The 17,126-nt window shown below is 64.5% G+C and carries 20 protein-coding genes; 13 read left to right on the plus strand and 7 right to left on the minus strand.

What is annotated here, in order from left to right; genetic code table 11:
* Nucleotides 1–31: 31 nt before the first annotated feature.
* From ACODS9_RS06025 to ACODS9_RS06035, 3 genes are all read left to right on the plus strand, one after another.
* Nucleotides 32–2,251, plus strand: a complete 2,220-nt coding sequence (locus ACODS9_RS06025) for a primosomal protein N' (protein WP_489093499.1) — start codon at nucleotides 32–34, stop codon at nucleotides 2,249–2,251.
* 156 nt (nucleotides 2,252–2,407) lie between these two features.
* Nucleotides 2,408–4,144 (plus strand): arginine--tRNA ligase, encoded by a 1,737-nt coding sequence (gene argS / locus ACODS9_RS06030; RefSeq protein ID WP_489093500.1) that lies wholly within the window; start codon nucleotides 2,408–2,410, stop codon nucleotides 4,142–4,144.
* Nucleotide 4,145: 1 nt separating this feature from the next.
* Nucleotides 4,146–4,850 carry an SPOR domain-containing protein gene (locus ACODS9_RS06035; protein ID WP_023630209.1) on the plus strand — a complete coding sequence of 235 codons (705 nt, stop codon included), beginning with the start codon at nucleotides 4,146–4,148 and terminating at the stop codon, nucleotides 4,848–4,850.
* A gap of 39 nt (nucleotides 4,851–4,889) precedes the next feature.
* Here ACODS9_RS06035 and ACODS9_RS06040 read toward each other — a convergent pair whose 3' ends face one another.
* Nucleotides 4,890–5,315 (minus strand): NINE protein, encoded by a 426-nt coding sequence (locus tag ACODS9_RS06040; RefSeq protein ID WP_023630210.1) that lies wholly within the window; start codon nucleotides 5,313–5,315, stop codon nucleotides 4,890–4,892.
* A gap of 157 nt (nucleotides 5,316–5,472) precedes the next feature.
* Here ACODS9_RS06040 and ACODS9_RS06045 point away from each other — a divergent pair, with 157 nt between their 5' ends.
* Nucleotides 5,473–6,120, plus strand: a complete 648-nt coding sequence (locus ACODS9_RS06045) for a C40 family peptidase (RefSeq protein WP_046853837.1) — start codon at nucleotides 5,473–5,475, stop codon at nucleotides 6,118–6,120.
* Nucleotides 6,121–6,168: 48 nt separating this feature from the next.
* Here the strand turns inward: ACODS9_RS06045 and ACODS9_RS06050 are convergent, their stop codons facing one another.
* Nucleotides 6,169–7,161 carry a type IV pilus twitching motility protein PilT gene (locus ACODS9_RS06050; RefSeq protein WP_489093501.1) on the minus strand — a complete coding sequence of 331 codons (993 nt, stop codon included), beginning with the start codon at nucleotides 7,159–7,161 and terminating at the stop codon, nucleotides 6,169–6,171.
* A 65-nt stretch (nucleotides 7,162–7,226) separates the two neighbouring features.
* Between ACODS9_RS06050 and ACODS9_RS06055 the strand changes: the two genes are divergently transcribed.
* The 9 genes from ACODS9_RS06055 (at nucleotide 7,227) to ACODS9_RS06095 (ending at nucleotide 13,789) form a co-directional block, all read left to right on the plus strand.
* A complete protein-coding gene (locus ACODS9_RS06055; protein WP_367857696.1) occupies nucleotides 7,227–7,913 on the plus strand; it encodes a YggS family pyridoxal phosphate-dependent enzyme in 687 nt (228 codons plus the stop codon).
* A 39-nt stretch (nucleotides 7,914–7,952) separates the two neighbouring features.
* A complete protein-coding gene (gene proC / locus ACODS9_RS06060) occupies nucleotides 7,953–8,771 on the plus strand; it encodes a pyrroline-5-carboxylate reductase (RefSeq protein ID WP_401107333.1) in 819 nt (272 codons plus the stop codon).
* Nucleotides 8,772–8,781: 10 nt separating this feature from the next.
* The gene (locus tag ACODS9_RS06065) at nucleotides 8,782–9,372 is read left to right on the plus strand and encodes a YggT family protein (protein ID WP_023630880.1); all 591 of its coding nucleotides are present in this window, start codon (nucleotides 8,782–8,784) and stop codon (nucleotides 9,370–9,372) included.
* An 88-nt stretch (nucleotides 9,373–9,460) separates the two neighbouring features.
* Nucleotides 9,461–10,600, plus strand: a complete 1,140-nt coding sequence (gene metX, locus ACODS9_RS06070) for a homoserine O-succinyltransferase MetX (protein WP_094011022.1) — start codon at nucleotides 9,461–9,463, stop codon at nucleotides 10,598–10,600.
* Nucleotides 10,601–10,607: 7 nt separating this feature from the next.
* Nucleotides 10,608–11,228, plus strand: coding sequence for a methionine biosynthesis protein MetW (gene metW / locus ACODS9_RS06075; RefSeq protein WP_110697353.1), 621 nt, complete (start codon nucleotides 10,608–10,610; stop codon nucleotides 11,226–11,228).
* A gap of 22 nt (nucleotides 11,229–11,250) precedes the next feature.
* Nucleotides 11,251–11,685 (plus strand): DUF4426 domain-containing protein, encoded by a 435-nt coding sequence (locus tag ACODS9_RS06080; protein ID WP_489093502.1) that lies wholly within the window; start codon nucleotides 11,251–11,253, stop codon nucleotides 11,683–11,685.
* Nucleotides 11,682–12,278: an RdgB/HAM1 family non-canonical purine NTP pyrophosphatase gene (gene rdgB / locus ACODS9_RS06085; protein ID WP_367857693.1), complete on the plus strand. Its 597-nt coding sequence runs from the start codon at nucleotides 11,682–11,684 to the stop codon at nucleotides 12,276–12,278. The genes ACODS9_RS06080 and rdgB overlap by 4 nt, the downstream gene beginning before the upstream one ends.
* Nucleotides 12,275–13,453, plus strand: a complete 1,179-nt coding sequence (gene hemW / locus ACODS9_RS06090) for a radical SAM family heme chaperone HemW (protein WP_489093503.1) — start codon at nucleotides 12,275–12,277, stop codon at nucleotides 13,451–13,453. The genes rdgB and hemW overlap by 4 nt, the downstream gene beginning before the upstream one ends.
* A 9-nt stretch (nucleotides 13,454–13,462) precedes the next feature.
* Complete coding sequence (locus tag ACODS9_RS06095) at nucleotides 13,463–13,789, plus strand: DUF3392 family protein (RefSeq protein ID WP_011531731.1); 327 nt, start codon at nucleotides 13,463–13,465, stop codon at nucleotides 13,787–13,789.
* A 170-nt stretch (nucleotides 13,790–13,959) separates the two neighbouring features.
* Here ACODS9_RS06095 and ACODS9_RS06100 read toward each other — a convergent pair whose 3' ends face one another.
* From ACODS9_RS06100 to ACODS9_RS06120, 5 genes are all read right to left on the minus strand, one after another.
* Complete coding sequence (locus ACODS9_RS06100) at nucleotides 13,960–14,754, minus strand: hypothetical protein (RefSeq protein WP_104444772.1); 795 nt, start codon at nucleotides 14,752–14,754, stop codon at nucleotides 13,960–13,962.
* A 64-nt stretch (nucleotides 14,755–14,818) separates the two neighbouring features.
* A complete protein-coding gene (trmB, locus tag ACODS9_RS06105) occupies nucleotides 14,819–15,541 on the minus strand; it encodes a tRNA (guanosine(46)-N7)-methyltransferase TrmB (RefSeq protein ID WP_401107318.1) in 723 nt (240 codons plus the stop codon).
* 9 nt (nucleotides 15,542–15,550) lie between these two features.
* Nucleotides 15,551–16,363 (minus strand): thiazole synthase, encoded by an 813-nt coding sequence (locus ACODS9_RS06110; protein WP_046853827.1) that lies wholly within the window; start codon nucleotides 16,361–16,363, stop codon nucleotides 15,551–15,553.
* Between the two features lie 53 nt (nucleotides 16,364–16,416).
* On the minus strand, nucleotides 16,417–16,617 hold the full coding sequence (gene thiS / locus ACODS9_RS06115) for a sulfur carrier protein ThiS (protein WP_038707614.1): 201 nt from the start codon (nucleotides 16,615–16,617) through the stop codon (nucleotides 16,417–16,419).
* Nucleotides 16,618–16,720: 103 nt separating this feature from the next.
* The gene (locus ACODS9_RS06120; RefSeq protein ID WP_046853826.1) at nucleotides 16,721–17,092 is read right to left on the minus strand and encodes a DUF423 domain-containing protein; all 372 of its coding nucleotides are present in this window, start codon (nucleotides 17,090–17,092) and stop codon (nucleotides 16,721–16,723) included.
* Nucleotides 17,093–17,126: the final 34 nt, after the last annotated feature.

The raw sequence follows: 17,126 nt of genomic DNA on the forward strand, positions 1-17,126 counted from the left end.
ATTTGTGAAACGCCCTCCAGAGACCTTCCGCGTGTCCGACGTCATTCTGCGCCTTGCCCTGCCCTCGCCCCTGCGTCGCCTGTTCGACTACCGGGCGCCCGCGAGCATGGCGCGCCAGGCATTGACACCCGGCATGCGCATCCGCGTGCCGTTCGGCCGCCGCGAGATGATCGGGGTGCTGGTGGAAGTCGCCGAGCACAGCGAAGTGCCCGCCGACAAGCTCAAGCCGGCCAGCGCCCTGCTCGACCCGGTCTCCCCCCTGCCGCCGGCATTGTTCAAGCTGTGCCTGTGGACGGCCCAGTACTACCAGCACAGCCTGGGCGACACCCTCAACTGGGCCCTGCCGACGCTGCTGCGCCAGGGCGAACCGGCCGAGGCACGCCAGGAACGCTTCTGGCATGTCGCGCCCGGTGCGCGCCTGGAAGACCCGCGCATCGCCCGCGCCCCGCGCCAGCGCGACGCTCTCAAGACCCTGTCGCAGCACCCTCACGGCGTGGCCCACAGCCTATTGAGCAAGCTTGGCCTGAACAAGGACAGCCTCGACCTGCTGCTGGCCAAGGAGCTGGTGGAAGTCGAAGTCCGCCGCCACCTGCCGGCCGCCCGCCACGAGCACTGGCTGGCCCAACCGGAACTGCCGCTCAACGAGGAACAGCGCGCTGCCTTCGAGGCCGTGCGCTCGGGCTTCGGCTCCTTCCACGCCTACCTGCTGGCCGGCGTCACCGGCAGCGGCAAGACCGAGGTCTACCTGCAGCTGATTCGCGAAACGCTCGAAGCCGGCAAGCAGGCCCTTATCCTGATCCCCGAGATCAATCTCGGCCCGCAGACCCTGCAACGCTTCGAGCAACGCTTCAACGCGCGCATCGCCCTGTTGCATTCGGCAGTGGGTGATCGCGAGCGCCTGGACGCCTGGCTGGCGGCACGCGATGGCGATGCGGACATCATCATCGGCACCCGTTCGGCACTGTTCACCCCGATGAAGAACCCGGGCCTGATCATCATCGACGAAGAGCACGACGGCTCCTATAAACAGCAGGAAGGCCTGCGCTACCACGCACGCGACCTGGCCGTGGTGCGTGCGCACCAGGAGAACATCCCGATCTTGCTGGGCTCGGCCACACCGTCGCTGGAAAGCCTGCACAACGCCCACAGTGGCCGCTACGGCCTGCTGCGCATGAACCAGCGCGCCGGCGGCGCCAAGGCGCCCCGCTTCCTGCGCCTGGACGTACGCAGCCTGCCACTGGACAGCGGCATCAGCGGCCCGTTGCAGCAGGCCATCCGCCAGACGCTCGAGGCCGGCCAGCAGGTGCTGGTGTTCCTCAACCGTCGCGGCTTCGCCCCCACATTGCTGTGCCACGACTGCGGCTGGCTCTCCGAATGCCCGCGCTGCGATGCGCGCATGACCGTGCACCAACGCTCCGCCGTGCTGCGCTGCCACCATTGCGGCTACGACGAGCGCCTGCCGCTGCAGTGCCCGCAATGCGCCCATGTCGACCTGCGCCCGGTGGGCGCCGGTACCGAGCGTGCCGAGGAGCGCCTGAAAGTGCTGTTCCCGGACTACCCGATCCTGCGCGTGGACCGCGACAGCACCTCGCGCAAGGACGCCATGCACAATCTGTTCGCCACCATCCAGCGTGGCCAGCCGAGCATCCTGGTGGGCACCCAGATGTTGGCCAAGGGGCACCATTTCCCCCGCGTCACCCTGGTCGCGATCCTCGATGCCGACGGCGGACTGTTCTCCGGCGACTTCCGCGCCAGCGAACGCATGGCCCAGCTGATCGTCCAGGTGGCAGGTAGGGCCGGGCGCGCCGAGGAACCGGGCAAGGTCATCGTGCAGACCCACCTGGCCGATCACCCACTGCTGGTGCAATTGACCGAGCAGGGCTACTTCGCCTTCGCCGAACAGGCCTTGAGCGAGCGCCGTGCGGCCGGGCTGCCGCCGTTCGCCCACCTGGCGCTGCTACGCGCCGACGCGCACAAGCCGGGCCAGGCGGAAGGCTTCCTTGACGAAGCCTGCGCCGCCGCCGAGCGCATACTTGCCGAGCAGGGCCTGCATGGCATCGAGTTGCTCGGCCCGGTACCGGCCCCCATGGAGCGACGGGCGGGCAGGTTCCGTGCGCAACTATTGCTCCAGGCCAATGCCCGGGCACCCCTGCATCGACTGATCAGTGCCTGGTTGCTAGTGTTGGAGCAGATGCCGTCGGGGCGCCAGGTGCGCTGGTCGCTGGATGTCGATCCGGTCGACCTTTACTGACTGTTTGAGGGTTGGCGTGGGGCAAGCCCGCTCCCACGCCGACAGTGGACTGTGCCCCAAAAGGTTGGCAACCCGCCCCCGGCAACGGATAATGCCCAGTTTTTCCACCTGCGCATCGAAGCGCTCCACCGCGCTTGCGGTCGAAAAGAGACCCTCATGAAAGACACCATTCGCCAGCTGATCCAGCAAGCCCTCACCCAACTCGTCGCCGACGGTGTGCTGCCTGAAGGGCTGACGCCGGCGATCCAGGTGGAAAACGCCCGGGACAAGACCCACGGCGACTTCGCCAGCAACATTGCCATGATGCTGGCCAAGCCGGCCGGCATGAAGCCGCGCGACCTGGCCGAGAAGATCATCGCCGCCCTGCCGGCCAGCGCCGACATCACCAAGGCTGAGATCGCCGGCCCCGGCTTCCTCAACTTCTTCCAGAACACCGAAGCGCTGGCAGGCCGCCTCGACGCCGCCCTGGCCGATGGCCACCTGGGCGTGCGCAAGACCGGCCCGGCAGAAAAGGTGGTGATCGACATGTCGGCACCGAACCTGGCGAAGGAGATGCACGTCGGCCACCTGCGCTCGACCATCATCGGCGACAGCGTTGCCCGGGTACTGGAGTTCCTCGGTGACGACGTCATCCGCCAGAACCACGTGGGTGACTGGGGTACCCAGTTCGGCATGCTGATGGCCTACCTCCAGGAAAACCCGATCACCAGTGACGAGCTGTCGGATCTGGAGAACTTCTACCGCGCCGCGAAGAAACGCTTCGACGAGTCCGAAGAGTTCGCCACCCGCGCCCGCGGGCTGGTGGTCAAGCTGCAGGCCGGTGATCCCGAGTGCCTGGCGCTGTGGACGCGCTTCAAGGACATTTCCCTGTCGCACTGCCAGAAGACCTACGAGCTGCTCAACGTCAAGCTGACCATGGCCGACGTGATGGGCGAAAGCGCCTACAACGACGACCTGGCCAACGTAGTCGCCGACCTCAAGGCCAAGGGCCTGCTGGTCGAGGACCAGGGCGCCCAGTGCGTGTTCCTCGAGGAATTCAAGAACGCCGAGGGCGAGCCGCTGCCGGTGATCGTGCAGAAGGCCGACGGCGGCTACCTGTACGCCACCACCGACCTGGCCGCCGTGCGCTACCGCAGCAACAAGCTGCAGGCCGACCGTGCCCTGTACTTCGTTGACCAGCGCCAGGCCCTGCACTTCAACCAGGTGTTCGAAGTGGCCCGCCGCGCAGGTTTTGTCGGCCACCCGATGAAGATGGAGCACATGGGCTTCGGCACCATGAACGGCGCCGATGGTCGCCCGTTCAAGACCCGCGATGGCGGCACCGTCAAGCTGATCGACCTGCTCACCGAGGCCAAGGACCGCGCCTATGCGCTGGTCAAGGAGAAGAACCCGTCGCTGGCCGAGGACGAGCTGCGCCATATCGGCGAAGTGGTCGGCATCGGCGCGGTCAAGTACGCCGACCTGTCGAAGCACCGCACCAGCGACTACAGCTTCAACTTCGAACTGATGTTGAACTTCGAGGGCAACACCGCGCCGTACCTGCTGTACGCCTACACCCGCGTGGCCGGCGTGTTCCGCAAGCTTGGCAAGGGCTTCGACGAAGTCGACGGCAGCATCGTCCTGCAGGCAGCGCACGAGCAGGACCTGGCCGCGCGCCTGGCGCAGTTTGGCGAGATCCTCAACAACGTCGCTGAAAAAGGCACGCCTCACGTACTGTGCACCTACCTGTACGACCTCGCCGGCCTGTTCTCCAGCTTCTACGAGAACTGCCCGATCCTTTCCGCCGAAACCGCCGAACAACAGCAGAGCCGCCTGCGCCTGGCTGCCCTGACCGGCCGCACCCTCAAGCAGGGCCTGGAACTGCTCGGCCTGGAAACCCTGGAGCGCATGTAAGTTGGCTGCAAAGAAGAAACCCGCACCCAAGCGCGGCGCCAGCCGCTCCCAGCCGCCTGCCAGCAAGCAGCCGATTCCGGGCTGGGTGTGGCTGGCGGTCGGCCTGACCGTGGGGGCGTTCATCGTCTTCCTGATGAAGCTCGAACCCGGTGGCGCTGATATCAAGCGCACCAAGCCCGAGCAACACAAGCAGGAGAAGGTCGCCGAAGCGAGCAAGACCACCACGCCGACGCCACAGCAACCGGTGAAGCCGAAGTACGACTTCTATACCCTGCTGCCGGAGTCGGAAGTGATCGTGCCGCCCGAGGCCGTGCCGGAGAAAACTCCGCCGGTACCGGCGCAACCGCCCGTGCCAAGCACGCCGGTCACCCCTGCGGAAGCGGCGAAGATCGACACGGCTCGCGCCCAGGCCGCCCTGCTGGGCCAGACACCGCCACCGGCACCACCGGTGATCAAGCCAGCGGCCACGACCCAGTTCTTCCTGCAGGCCGGCTCGTTCCGCAAGCAGGCCGATGCCGACAAGGTCCGTGCGCAGATCATCCTGCTTGGCCAGGCGGTCAAGGTTGAGTCGGGCACGGTGAAGGAAGAGACCTGGTACCGCGTGATGGTCGGCCCGTTCAGCAACCGCGAACAGTTGACCGTGGCGCAAAAACAACTGGCCGGGGCAGGTTTCAGCAACCTGCTGCTGCAACAGCGGCGTCAGTAACGAAAAAGGCCTTGCCGCTCGCAGCGACAAGGCCTTTTTTCATACCCGGCGACGCTCGGCGTTGACCTGGGAAATCTGGCTGTTGAGCGTCCAGAAGTCATACAGCACGCCCAACAGGAACAACCCGCCGGTGAACAGGTAGATCAGCGCGCTGATCCACTTGCCCTGATACAGCCGATGCACGCCGAAGATGCCGAGGAAGGTCAGGAGTATCCACGCCAGGTTGTAGTCCACGCCGCCCGACTCGAAACGCATGTCTGCCTCACGGTCCATCGACGGGATCAGGAACAGGTCGATCAGCCAGCCTATGCCCAGCAGGCCCAGGGTGAAGAACCAGATGGTTCCGGTGATCGGCTTGCCGTAGTAGAAGCGGTGCGAGCCGGTGAAGCCGAAGATCCACAGCAGGTAGCCGAGAACCTTGCTATGGGTGTCGTGCGAGGGGGCACCCTGTTGATAACCATTCATTCGAAGCCCTCGTGGGATAGCTGAAAATTTTCTAAGGAAAAATGTGACTTTTTCGCTTTGACCCGACATATGGTACGTGCTTGAGCGACCAACGGATCAGAATTTGATCAAAAAGCTGTTATAAAGTTGCGCGCCAACACTTATAAGAGCTTCATCTATGCCACCTTTTATCAAGACATGGCTGACCCTCTGCCTTTTGTTACCCCTGGCCGCCCACGCCACCAACCGTGAGCAACGACTTCCCAGCGGATTCACCGGCTATACGACCAATGCCGATGCCACGGTGAAACGCACCCCGATCCAGTATCGCAGCAGTTCCGTGCGCGCTCGCCCGGCCAACGCCGCCAAGCAGCAACAAGCTGTGGGCATGCAGGCCGTGGCCATGTCACCCAAGCAGAGCAGCGAAGTGCTCAGCCGCGCCGTGAACGTACTTGGCACACCCTATCGCTGGGGCGGCAGCAGCCCGAAGAAGGGCTTCGATTGCAGCGGCCTGGTCAAGTACGCGTTCAACGATGTGGCCGATGTCGACCTGCCGCGCACCTCCAACGCAATGGCTCAGGGCCAGGGCGTCAAGGTGGCCAAGAGCGATCTCAAGCCGGGCGACCTGATCTTCTTCAACATCAAGAGTCGCCGGGTCAATCACGTAGCCATCTACCTGGGCAACGATCGCTTCATCCACGCGCCACGCACCGGCAAACGGGTGAGCATCGACAGCCTGGAAAAACCTTATTGGCAAAAGCACTACGTGGTAGCCAAGCGCGTCCTGCCCAAGAACCAGCAGGCGCTGGCCCTCGCCAAGCGCTAAGCCCTCAATCGCGGGCTTGCCCCGCGATTGCCCCAGCAGGCAGCAATGCTAATCGACCAGGCCTTTCTGCCTGAGCGCCCGCATCGCCCCCTCCATCGTCTGCATCCCCAATGCCGCCCCCGTCTGCATCACCGACTGCACCTGTGCCATGCGCCCCTCGCGAATCAGGTTGCGCACCGCCGACGTCGCTATGAGCACCTCCCTTGCGGCGACCCTGCCGCCGCCCACCCGCCTGACCAGCACCTGAGCCACTACCAGGCGCAGTGATTCGGCCAGCATCATGCGCACCAGCGGCTTCTCCTCGGCCGCGAACACCTCGACCAGCCGGTCGATGCTGTTCACCGCCGAGCGGGTGTGCACCGTTGCCAGCACCAGATGCCCGGTTTCTGCCGCGCGCAATGCCAGGCGGATACTCTCCAGATCACGCAACTCACCCACCATGATCACATCCGGATCCTGGCGCAGGGCACTGCGCAATCCTTGGGCGAAGTCACGGCTGTGCACGCCGATCTCCCGCTGATTGACCAGGCAACCCTGGCCGCTGTGGATAAATTCGACAGGGTCTTCAAGGGTGATGACCTGTAGCGCACGTTCGCGATTGATCTGATCGAGCAGCGCCGCCAGGGTGCTGGACTTGCCGCTACCCGTCGGCCCGCCCACCAGCACCAGGCCATCCCGGCATTGCGCAACGGCTTGATACACATCGTTCAGATCAAGTTCATCGAGGCTCGGGACCCGCGCCGGGATCAGGCGCGCGCTTGCGCCCAATCCATTGCGCTGACGGAACAGGTTCAAGCGCAGGCGCCCCACGCCGGGCAAGCTCAGCGCCAGGTCCAGTTCATCACCGCTCAGCCATTGCCGCCGCTGCCCGTCATCGAGCAGGTCGGCCAGTCCCTGTTCCAGAGCTGCGCAGGTCAGCACCGGCACCGCCATGCGCTGCAACTCGCCATCCAGGCGCAGCAACGGCGGCTCGCCCACGGCCAGGTGCAGGTCGCTTGCGCCCGCAGCCACGGCCCGGCCCAGCAGGTCGGTCACATCCATGAGACTCCCCAACGGCGATCAAGCAGGTAGAATGCCGCAGACCCCAAAGCCGTCGGCGACGAACCATGTCCACCCTAGCAGACAATATTTCCGTCATTGCCCGCCGTATCGACAGCGCGGCCCGGGCCGCCGGGCGTGATCCGGCCAGCGTGCAGCTGCTGGCAGTGAGCAAGACCAAGCCCGCCAGCGCCATCCGCGAAGCTCATGCCGCCGGCCTGCGCCACATGGGTGAGAACTACCTTCAGGAAGCCCTGACAAAACAACAGGCGCTTTCCGACCTGCCCTTGATCTGGCACTTCATCGGCCCCATTCAGTCGAACAAGACCAAGGCCATCGCCGAGCACTTCGACTGGGTACATTCCGTGGACCGCCTGAAGATCGCCCAACGCCTCTCGGAGCAGCGCCCCGCCGAGCTGCCACCGCTGAACATCTGCCTGCAGGTGAATGTCAGCGGCGAGGCCAGCAAGTCCGGTTGCTCGCCCGCCGAACTGCCAGCCCTGGCCCAGGCCGTGAACGCCCTGCCCGGCCTGCGCCTGCGCGGGCTGATGGCGATCCCGGAACCTACCGAGGACCGCGCCGAGCAAGAGGCCGCTTTCGCCACGCTGCGTGAGCTGCAGGCCCAGCTCGGCCTTGGCCTGGACACCCTGTCAATGGGCATGAGCCATGACCTGGAAGCCGCCATCGCCCAAGGTGCGACCTGGGTCCGCATCGGTACCGCCTTGTTCGGCGCCCGCGACTACGGTCAGGCCTGAATCCATGCTTAACTCTCCCTTCCCCCACAAGGACCCGACATGAGCAAGACTCGTATTGCCTTTATCGGCGCCGGCAACATGGCTGCCAGCCTGATTGGCGGCCTGCGCGCCCAGGGCCTGGACACCGCGCTGATCCGCGCCAGCGACCCGGGTGCCGAAACCCGCGCACGGATCACTGCCGAGCACGGCATCGAAGCCTTCGAAGACAACGCCCGGGCCATCGATGGCGTGGACGTGATCGTCCTGGCAGTCAAACCGCAAGTCATGAAAGCGGTCTGCGAAACGCTGAAGCCGAACCTGAAACCAGGCCAGCTGGTGGTTTCCATTGCCGCCGGCATCACCTGCGCCAGCCTGCAGACTTGGCTGGGCGCGATCCCCCTGGTGCGCTGCATGCCGAACACCCCGGCGCTGCTGCGCCAAGGCGTCAGCGGCTTGTATGCGACCCGGGAAGTATCCATGGAACAACGCCGCCAGGCCGAACAACTGCTGTCGGCCGTGGGCACCGCCCTGTGGCTTGATGAAGAACAGCAGCTGGACGCCGTGACCGCTGTTTCCGGAAGCGGCCCGGCGTACTTCTTCCTGCTGATCGAGGCCATGACCGCTGCCGGCGAAAAACTCGGTCTGCCGCGCGAGACCGCCTCGCAACTGACCCTGCAGACCGCCTTGGGCGCCGCCCGCATGGCGGTTTCCAGCGACGTCGACGCCGCCGAACTGCGTCGCCGCGTGACCTCGCCGGCCGGCACCACGGAAGCGGCGATCAAATCGTTCCAGGCCAACGGCTTCGAGGGCATCGTCGAACAGGCCCTGCAAGCCGCGGCGAAACGCTCGGCCGAGCTGGCCGAGAAACTGGGCAAATAAGGAGCTTTTGATGAATGCACTGTCCGGCGCCGCGATCTTCGTGGTGCAAACCCTGGTCAGCCTGTACCTGGTGATCGTCCTGCTGCGCTTCGTGCTGCAGCTGGTCAAGGCCGACTTCTACAACCCGCTGAGCCAGTTCGCCGTGCGCGCCACCCAGCCATTGCTCAAGCCGCTGCGCCGCGTGGTCCCCAGCATCGCTGGCCTGGATACATCCTCGCTGCTGCTGTCGATCATCATCCAGGCGCTGTTGATGGCCTTCGTGCTGATGGTCACCTACGGCACCTTCGGTGACGTCCTGCACCTGCTGATGTGGTCGATCCTGGGCATCACCTCGCTGTTCCTGAAGATCTTCTGGGTGGCAATGATCGTCATGGTGATCGTCTCCTGGGTCGCGCCGAACAGCCATAATCCGGCTGCAGAACTGGCCTACCAGATCAGCGAACCGGTGCTGGCGCCGTTCCGCCGCCTGGTGCCGAACCTCGGCGGCATGGACATCTCGCCGATCTTCGCCTTCATCGCCATCCAGGTGATCCAGTCGTTCCTCATGCCCCAGCTGGCAGCCTACGCCGGCATGCCGCAAGAGCTGTGGCGGATGATCTGACCCACCCTGCATCCAGCGGCAAGCCTTTGCTTGCCGCTGGGGGTAGCGCTCTTTAGACTTACGCCTCCGTCAAGCGTGAGCAGGGTCGATGTCCACTGTCCTTCCCGAAGATTCCGTCGGTCTGGTAACACCGCAGATCGCCCGGTTCGATGAACCGCTGGCCCTGGCCTGTGGCCGCGCCCTGGCCTCGTACGAGCTGATCTACGAAACCTATGGCACCCTCAACAGCAGCGCCAGCAATGCCGTGCTGATCTGCCATGCGTTGTCCGGCCACCATCATGCCGCTGGTTACCATGCCGCCACCGACCGCAAGCCGGGCTGGTGGGACAGCTGCATCGGCCCCGGCAAGCCCATCGACACCAACCGTTTCTTCGTGGTCAGCCTGAACAACCTCGGCGGTTGCAATGGCAGCACCGGCCCAAGCAGTCTCAATCCGGCCACCGGCAAGCCCTACGGCGCCGATTTCCCGGTGCTGACCGTGGAAGACTGGGTGCACAGCCAGGCGCGCCTGGCCGATCGCCTGGGGATCCACACCTGGGCCGCCATCGTCGGCGGCAGCCTGGGCGGCATGCAGGCGCTGCAATGGACCATCACCTACCCGGATCGGGTGCGCCACTGCGTGGACATCGCCTCGGCGCCCAAGCTGTCGGCGCAGAACATCGCCTTCAACGAAGTGGCGCGCCAGGCCATCCTCACCGACCCGGAATTCCACGGTGGTTCGTTCCAGGACCAGGGCGTGATCCCCAAGCGCGGCCTGATGCTGGCGCGCATGGTCGGCCACATCACCTACCTGTCCGACGACTCGATGGGCGAGAAATTCGGCCGCGAGCTCAAGAGCGACAAGCTCAACTACGACTTCCACAGCGTCGAATTCCAGGTCGAGAGCTACCTGCGCTACCAGGGCGAGGAATTCTCCGGGCGCTTCGACGCCAACACCTACCTGCTGATGACCAAGGCACTGGACTATTACGACCCGGCCGCCGCCCACGGCGGTGACCTGGCGGCGACCCTGGCCCATGTGACGGCGGACTACTGCATCATGTCGTTCACCACCGACTGGCGCTTCTCGCCGGCCCGTTCGCGGGAGATCGTCGACGCCCTGATGGCCGCGCGCAAGAACGTCTGCTACCTGGACATCGACTCGCCATACGGCCACGACGCCTTCCTCATCCCGACCCCCCGCTACATGCAGGGTTTCGCCAACTACATGAACCGCATCGCCGTTTGAGGACCCCATGAGAGCCGACCTGGAAATCATCCAAGACTGGATCCCCGCCGGCAGCCGGGTACTCGACCTGGGCTGCGGCAACGGCGAACTCCTGGCCTCGCTGCGCGAGCGCAAGAACGTCACCGGCTACGGCCTGGAGATCGACGCCGACAACATCGCCGCCTGCGTGGCCAAGGGTGTCAACGTGATCGAGCAGGACCTGGACAAGGGCCTGGGCAACTTCGCCAGCAACAGCTTCGACGTGGTGGTCATGACCCAGGCCCTGCAGGCCGTGGAGTACCCCGACCGGATCCTCGACGAAATGCTGCGGGTGGGCCGCCAGTGCATCATCACCTTCCCCAACTTCGGCCACTGGCGCTGCCGCTGGTACCTGGCGACCAAGGGTCGCATGCCGGTCTCGGACTTCATGCCGTATACCTGGTACAACACACCGAACATCCACTTCTGCACCTTCGAGGACTTCGAGAACCTGTGCCATGAGCGCAAGGCCAAGGTCCTCGACCGCCTCGCCGTCGACCACCTGCACCGTAACGGGTTGGGTGGACGGCTTTGGCCTAATCTTCTAGGTGAGATCGGTATCTATCGGGTCAGCAGCCCGGGCCTGCAGGAGCATCAGCTCGCGGTCTGACCCTCAACGGAGGAATGGCATCATGCGTCGACTAGCACTGTTTCTGATCAGCCTGTGCCTGGCCTTGCCGGTACTGGCTGCCGATGCCGCCAGGCCCGAGCGCAAGGAAGTGTTCGGTGATGTGACGGTCCACTACAGCGCCTTCACCTCAAGCATGCTGCAACCCGACATCGCTGCCGCCACGGGCCTGACCCGCAGCAAGAACCAGGGCGTGCTCAACATCGCCGTGCTCAAGGCCGGCAAACCCACGATGGCGATAGTCAGCGGCACAGTGAAAGATCTCACCGGGCGCAGCAGTCCGTTGTCCTTCAAGCAGATTACCGATCAGGGTGCGGTGTACTACATCGCACAGTTCAAGATCGACCAGGCCGAGACCGTCACCTTCGACCTCAACGTCGAGACCGGCGGCGTCAGCAATAAACTCAGCTTCAACCAGGAAGTGTTCCCAGGCGAATGATGAATTTCCAGCAACTCGTATTGGCCAGCCATAACGCCGGCAAACTCAAGGAACTGCAGGCCATGCTCGGCGAGTCCGTGAACCTGCGCTCGATTGGTGAGTTCAGCCAGGTTGAGCCAGAGGAGACCGGCCTGTCGTTCGTCGAGAACGCCATCCTCAAGGCGCGCAACGCCGCGCGCATTTCCGGCCTGCCGGCCCTGGCCGACGACTCGGGCCTGGCGGTGGACTTCCTCGGCGGCGCGCCGGGTATCTACTCGGCGCGCTATGCCGACGGCAAGGGCGACGCGGCGAACAACGCCAAGTTGCTCGATGCGCTCAAGGACGTGCCTGAAGACCAGCGCGGCGCACAGTTCGTCTGCGTTCTGGCCTTGGTGCGGCACGCCGACGACCCGTTGCCGATCCTCTGCGAAGGCCTGTGGCACGGCAGCATCCTGTTCGAGGCCAGCGGCGAACACGGCTTCGGCTACGACCCGCTGTTCTGGGTGCCGGAGCGAAAATGCTCCAGCGCCGACCTGGCCCCTGTCGACAAGAACCAACTCAGCCACCGCGCCCGCGCCATGGCCCTGCTGCGTCAGCGTCTGGGCCTGGCATGAGCGAAAAGCTGTTGGTACAGCCGGCGGGCCTGATCCTTCCCGAACTCCCGCCGCTGTCGCTCTATATCCATATTCCCTGGTGCGTGCGTAAATGCCCGTACTGCGACTTCAACTCGCACCAGGCCGGCCCGACCCTGCCGGAAGCCGAGTACATCGACGCCCTGCTCGCCGACCTCGACCAGGAAATGCATGCCGTCCAGGGCCGTCCGATCAGCACGATCTTCTTTGGCGGCGGCACCCCGAGCCTGTTCAGCGCCGACGCGCTTGGGCGCCTGCTGCGCGGTATCGAGCAACGCATCCCGTTCGCCCCGGACATCGAGATCACCCTCGAGGCCAACCCGGGCACCTTCGAGCAGGAGAAGTTCAAGGCCTACCGCCAGACCGGCATCAACCGGCTATCCATCGGCGTGCAGAGTTTCCAGCCCGCCAAGCTCGAAAGGCTCGGGCGCATCCACAATGGCGCCGAAGCGGTGCGCGCCGCCGATATGGCCCGCGCCGCGGGCTTCGACAACTTCAACATGGACCTGATGCACGGCTTGCCAGACCAGTCGCTCGACGACGCCCTGGGCGACCTGCGCCAGGCCATCGAACTGGCGCCGACGCACCTGTCCTGGTACCAACTGACGGTAGAACCCAACACCGTGTTCTGGAACCAGCCGCCTGAGCTGCCCGAGGACGACATCCTCTGGGATATCCAGGAAGCCGGCCAGGCGCTGATGGCCGACCACGGTTACCGCCAGTATGAAGTCTCGGCCTACGCCCAAGCCGGTCGTGCTGCGCGGCACAACCTGAACTACTGGCGCTTCGGCGACTTCATCGGCATCGGCGCCGGCGCCCATGGCAAGCTGTCGTTCCCGGACGGGCGCATCCTGCGCACCTGGAAGACCCGCCTGCCCAAGGACTACCTGAACCCGGCCAAGCCGTTCAAGGCCGGCGAGAAGCTGTTGCCGGCCGATGAGCTACCCTTCGAGTTCCTGATGAACGCGCTGCGCCTCACCGACGGCGTGGAGGCCGAGCTGTTCAACCTGCGTACCGGCCTGCCTCTTGCACAACTGGCCGAAGCCCGCCGTGAAGCCGAACAAAAAGGCCTTTTGCGGGTCGAACCGGATCGGCTGGCAGCCACACCGCGTGGCCAGCTGTTCCTCAACGACCTGCTGCAGTACTTCTTGAATTAAGGATGACCCATGGACCTGGTACTTGACCTGCTCTCGACCGTTTCCCGCTGGAGCCGCAGCAACCTCTCAGAGATTTCGCTGGCCTTGGTGGGCTGCCTGCTGGTGCTGTTCGGCACCGACATCAAAGGCTGGGTCGAGGGGCGCCTGGGCGGCCTGGCCGGCGCCCTGCGCGTGCCGTTCATGGCCCTGCTGGTGATGATCGGCAGCGGTGCGGCGCTGATCTATGCGACGCCGTGGATCGTCAAGGGGCTGGGGCAGTTCAACAACTATGCGCTGGCACCGGTGCTGCTGGTGGTACTGGTTTTGATCGGCGTGGTCGCTGATCGGCGGGGGTGAGCGTCAGCTAAAAGCCGCCCTGGCGGGCCAGGGCGGCTTCTCACCCGACTCCCCTCTTAACGGGCATCGTCGAAGTGATCACACAGGAAGTCCCTGACGGTTCTGAAAATGAAGCTTCTGGTATTGAGGGAGCCCGGCGAGCTTACGTAAGCCGATCACCATGAGCACAATCAGGATCGCTCACGCGCCAATTCCGACTCCAGCCTTTGCCTCCAGTGCCCCCCTTTTTTGCAACCCAAGGCTTCCGACTGACGCAGCAGCGCCAAACGCTCGGATAATGCCAAATCAGGCTGCATGGCCAAGAGATACAACCCCTCGGCCTTGTACATGTCGTATGTCAGCGAACGTGTCGATGCCTCCACGGCTTCGGAGAACCAGCGGGGGCCTCCTGGCAGCTGAACGGAAAAGGCGTTTGGCGGGGTTGAACAACGACTTTCACGCAAAACCTGCGGATAAAGCGACAGGAAAGGATCGTCTCGCTCCAACGCACGCCTGAGTGCCTGGAATTGCTCGGCCTGTTCCGCGGTGTACTCAAAACCCTTAGCCGCGGGCCTGCACCGGTACTGATAAGCGATCGCCGCTGCCAAGAATCCTTGATCCACCGCCTGATGCAAGCGAACACAAGACTCTGACTGCGGCGTTTCGTCATGCCCGCCAGTAAGGGGGTGGAGACCTGACTGCCAGAACAGCGCCAGCACCTCGCCCGCATCAGCTGCCTGATCGATGTGAGCACGCGCCTCGGCAATGGCGACGTTCATTGCCAAAAGGCGCTCAAAGTCGTCGGCCTCCCCTCTTGCTTCGCCCGCAGCAAGCTCCTTGAGCTGCTCATTGGCCTGCTGCATCAGCGCTTGGGCATGTACCAGGTGCTGCTGTGAAGAAAGTGGGGGCGCACTCAACAGGTCGGCGATCCCAAGACAGACAACAAGGACGAGCCCTGTCAGCGACAGCACAACACGATGTTTCAAAGCGCAGTCCTTTACGCACAGGGAAGGGGCCAGAGGCGCAACGACACCTCTGGCAGGGAGAGGATCAAGCCAGTTTTTCGAACTTCAGGTCCCACACCCCATGCCCTAGCCTCTCGCCGCGACGCTCGAACTTGGTGATCGGCCGCTCTTCCGGGCGTGGCACGTAGGTACCATCAGCCGCCTGGTTGCGATAGCCGGGCGCCGCGCTCATCACTTCCAGCATGTACTCGGCATAGGGCTCCCAGTCGGTCGCCATGTGGAACACGCCGTTGGGCTTGAGTTTGCGGCGCACCAGCTCGGCGAACTCCAGCTGAACGATCCGGCGCTTGTGGTGACGCGCCTTGTGCCACGGATCGGGGAAGAACAGCATCAGACGGTCAAGGCTGTTGTCCGCCACGCAGCGGTTGAGCACTTCGATGGCATCGCAGTCGTACACCCGCAGGTTCTTCAGCCCCTGTGTCAGCACGCCATTGAGCAGCGCGCCGACACCCGGGCGGTGCACTTCGACACCAATGAAGTCCAGCTCGGGCGAAGCGGCGGCCATTTCCAGCAGTGAGTGGCCCATGCCGAAGCCGATCTCCAGGGTACGCGGCGCCGAACGGCCGAACACCTGGTCATAGTCCACCGGGCTGTCGGCCAGCGGCAGGATGAACTGCGGGCCGCCCTGGTCCAGGCCGCGCTGCTGGCCTTCGGTCATGCGCCCAGCGCGCATCACGAAGCTCTTGATACGGCGGTGCGGGCGGGTTTCGCCGTCTTCGGAGATCGGCGTTTCTTGCGATTCAGTCATCAGGGGCTCTTACTTGATCAGACCATCCAGCGGCGAAGAGGCGCTGGCATAGAGTTTTTTCGGCATGCGACCGGCCAGGTAGGCCATGCGACCGGCAACGATGGCGTGTTTCATGGCTTCGGCCATCAGTACAGGCTGCTGGGCATGGGCGATGGCCGAGTTCATCAGCACCGCTTCGCAACCCATTTCCATGGCGATGGTGGCGTCGGAGGCGGTACCCACGCCGGCATCGACCAGCACCGGCACCTTGGATTCCTCCAGGATGATCTGCAGGTTGTACGGGTTGCAGATGCCAAGGCCGGTGCCGATCAGGCCGGCCAGCGGCATGACGGCGATGCAGCCGGCTTCGGCCAGCTGGCGGGCGATGATCGGGTCATCGCTGGTGTAGACCATCACGTCGAAACCTTCCTTGACCAGCACTTCGGCGGCCTTGAGGGTTTCGATCACATTGGGAAACAGGGTTTTCTGGTCGGCCAGCACTTCCAGCTTCACCAGCGTCCTGGACTCATGGGACTTGCGGCCATCGAGCAGTTCACGGGCCAGGCGGCAGGTGCGCACCGCTTCCGTCGCATCGAAGCAACCGGCGGTGTTCGGCAGGATGGTGTACTTGTCTGGCGACAGCACGTCGAGCAGGTTCGGCTCGCCCGCGTTCTGGCCCAGGTTGGTACGGCGCACGGCAACGGTGACGATCTCGGCACCCGAGGCCTCGGTGGCCAGGCGGGTTTCTTCCATGTCACGGTACTTGCCGGTGCCTACCAGCAGGCGCGACTGGAAAGTGCGCCCGGCCAGGATGAAGGGCTTGTCGCTGCGAACGTTGCTCATCGTTGTTCCTCAGGAAAGATTGCGGGACTTTGCTGGCGAGGTTTCAGGGGCGGTTAGCCGCCACCGATGGCGTGGACCACCTCGACCTGGTCGCCGTCCTTGAGCTGCGTGCTCTCGTGCTGGCTGCGCGGCACGATGTCCAGGTTCAGTTCCACCGCCACCCGGCGGCCGGCCAGCTCCAGCCGGCCCAGCAGCGCCGCGACGCTCTCGCCCGCGGGCAGTTCGTAAGGTTCACCGTTCAATTGAATGCGCATGCGCACGGCCACCATTGTTCTTTGGGGGCCCGCATTCTAGCCCCGATCCGCCCTGCAACCCAAGGGCGACACACGCCATTAGTCGCGATTGTGGACCGACCGGTCAGCCCAGCCGCCAGGCGGCCAGCCCCAGGCAAAGCCAGCCAGCAAGGAAGCACAGGCCGCCCAGCGGGGTGATCATGCCGAGCTTGCCCAGACCGCTGAGCGTGAGGGCGTAGAGGCTACCGGAGAACAGCAGGATACCCACGGCGAACAAGCCACCGGCCCAGCCGACCAGGCGCCCAGGCAAGTGCGCCGACAGCACCGCCACGCCAAGGATCGCCAGGGCATGCACCAGTTGGTAGGTGACACCGGTATGGAAGATCGCCAGGTAGTCGGCGCTGAGGCGGCTTTTCAAGCCATGGGCGGCGAAAGCGCCGAGGGCGACGCCGGTAAAGCCGAAGAACGCGGCGAGCATCAGGAAGCTGCGAAGCATGGGACGACTCCTCGGAAGGGGTCTGTATAATGGC

The sequence above is a fragment of the Pseudomonas sp. FG36 genome, from assembly GCF_057809275.1.

What these genes read in the sequence shown, in the direction of transcription:
- ACODS9_RS06095 (WP_011531731.1), top strand. Translation starts at nt 13,463, where the DNA reads ATGGACCTGGTACTTGACCTGCTCTCGACCGTTTCCCGCTGGAGCCGC.
- metW (WP_110697353.1), top strand. Translation starts at nt 10,608, where the DNA reads ATGAGAGCCGACCTGGAAATCATCCAAGACTGGATCCCCGCCGGCAGC.
- ACODS9_RS06080 (WP_489093502.1), top strand. Translation starts at nt 11,251, where the DNA reads ATGCGTCGACTAGCACTGTTTCTGATCAGCCTGTGCCTGGCCTTGCCG.
- hemW (WP_489093503.1), top strand. Translation starts at nt 12,275, where the DNA reads ATGAGCGAAAAGCTGTTGGTACAGCCGGCGGGCCTGATCCTTCCCGAA.
- ACODS9_RS06110 (WP_046853827.1), bottom strand. Translation starts at nt 16,363, where the DNA reads ATGAGCAACGTTCGCAGCGACAAGCCCTTCATCCTGGCCGGGCGCACT.
- argS (WP_489093500.1), top strand. Translation starts at nt 2,408, where the DNA reads ATGAAAGACACCATTCGCCAGCTGATCCAGCAAGCCCTCACCCAACTC.
- ACODS9_RS06050 (WP_489093501.1), bottom strand. Translation starts at nt 7,161, where the DNA reads ATGGATGTGACCGACCTGCTGGGCCGGGCCGTGGCTGCGGGCGCAAGC.
- proC (WP_401107333.1), top strand. Translation starts at nt 7,953, where the DNA reads ATGAGCAAGACTCGTATTGCCTTTATCGGCGCCGGCAACATGGCTGCC.
- metX (WP_094011022.1), top strand. Translation starts at nt 9,461, where the DNA reads ATGTCCACTGTCCTTCCCGAAGATTCCGTCGGTCTGGTAACACCGCAG.
- thiS (WP_038707614.1), bottom strand. Translation starts at nt 16,617, where the DNA reads ATGCGCATTCAATTGAACGGTGAACCTTACGAACTGCCCGCGGGCGAG.
- rdgB (WP_367857693.1), top strand. Translation starts at nt 11,682, where the DNA reads ATGATGAATTTCCAGCAACTCGTATTGGCCAGCCATAACGCCGGCAAA.
- ACODS9_RS06065 (WP_023630880.1), top strand. Translation starts at nt 8,782, where the DNA reads ATGAATGCACTGTCCGGCGCCGCGATCTTCGTGGTGCAAACCCTGGTC.
- ACODS9_RS06040 (WP_023630210.1), bottom strand. Translation starts at nt 5,315, where the DNA reads ATGAATGGTTATCAACAGGGTGCCCCCTCGCACGACACCCATAGCAAG.
- trmB (WP_401107318.1), bottom strand. Translation starts at nt 15,541, where the DNA reads ATGACTGAATCGCAAGAAACGCCGATCTCCGAAGACGGCGAAACCCGC.
- ACODS9_RS06045 (WP_046853837.1), top strand. Translation starts at nt 5,473, where the DNA reads ATGCCACCTTTTATCAAGACATGGCTGACCCTCTGCCTTTTGTTACCC.
- ACODS9_RS06055 (WP_367857696.1), top strand. Translation starts at nt 7,227, where the DNA reads ATGTCCACCCTAGCAGACAATATTTCCGTCATTGCCCGCCGTATCGAC.
- ACODS9_RS06120 (WP_046853826.1), bottom strand. Translation starts at nt 17,092, where the DNA reads ATGCTTCGCAGCTTCCTGATGCTCGCCGCGTTCTTCGGCTTTACCGGC.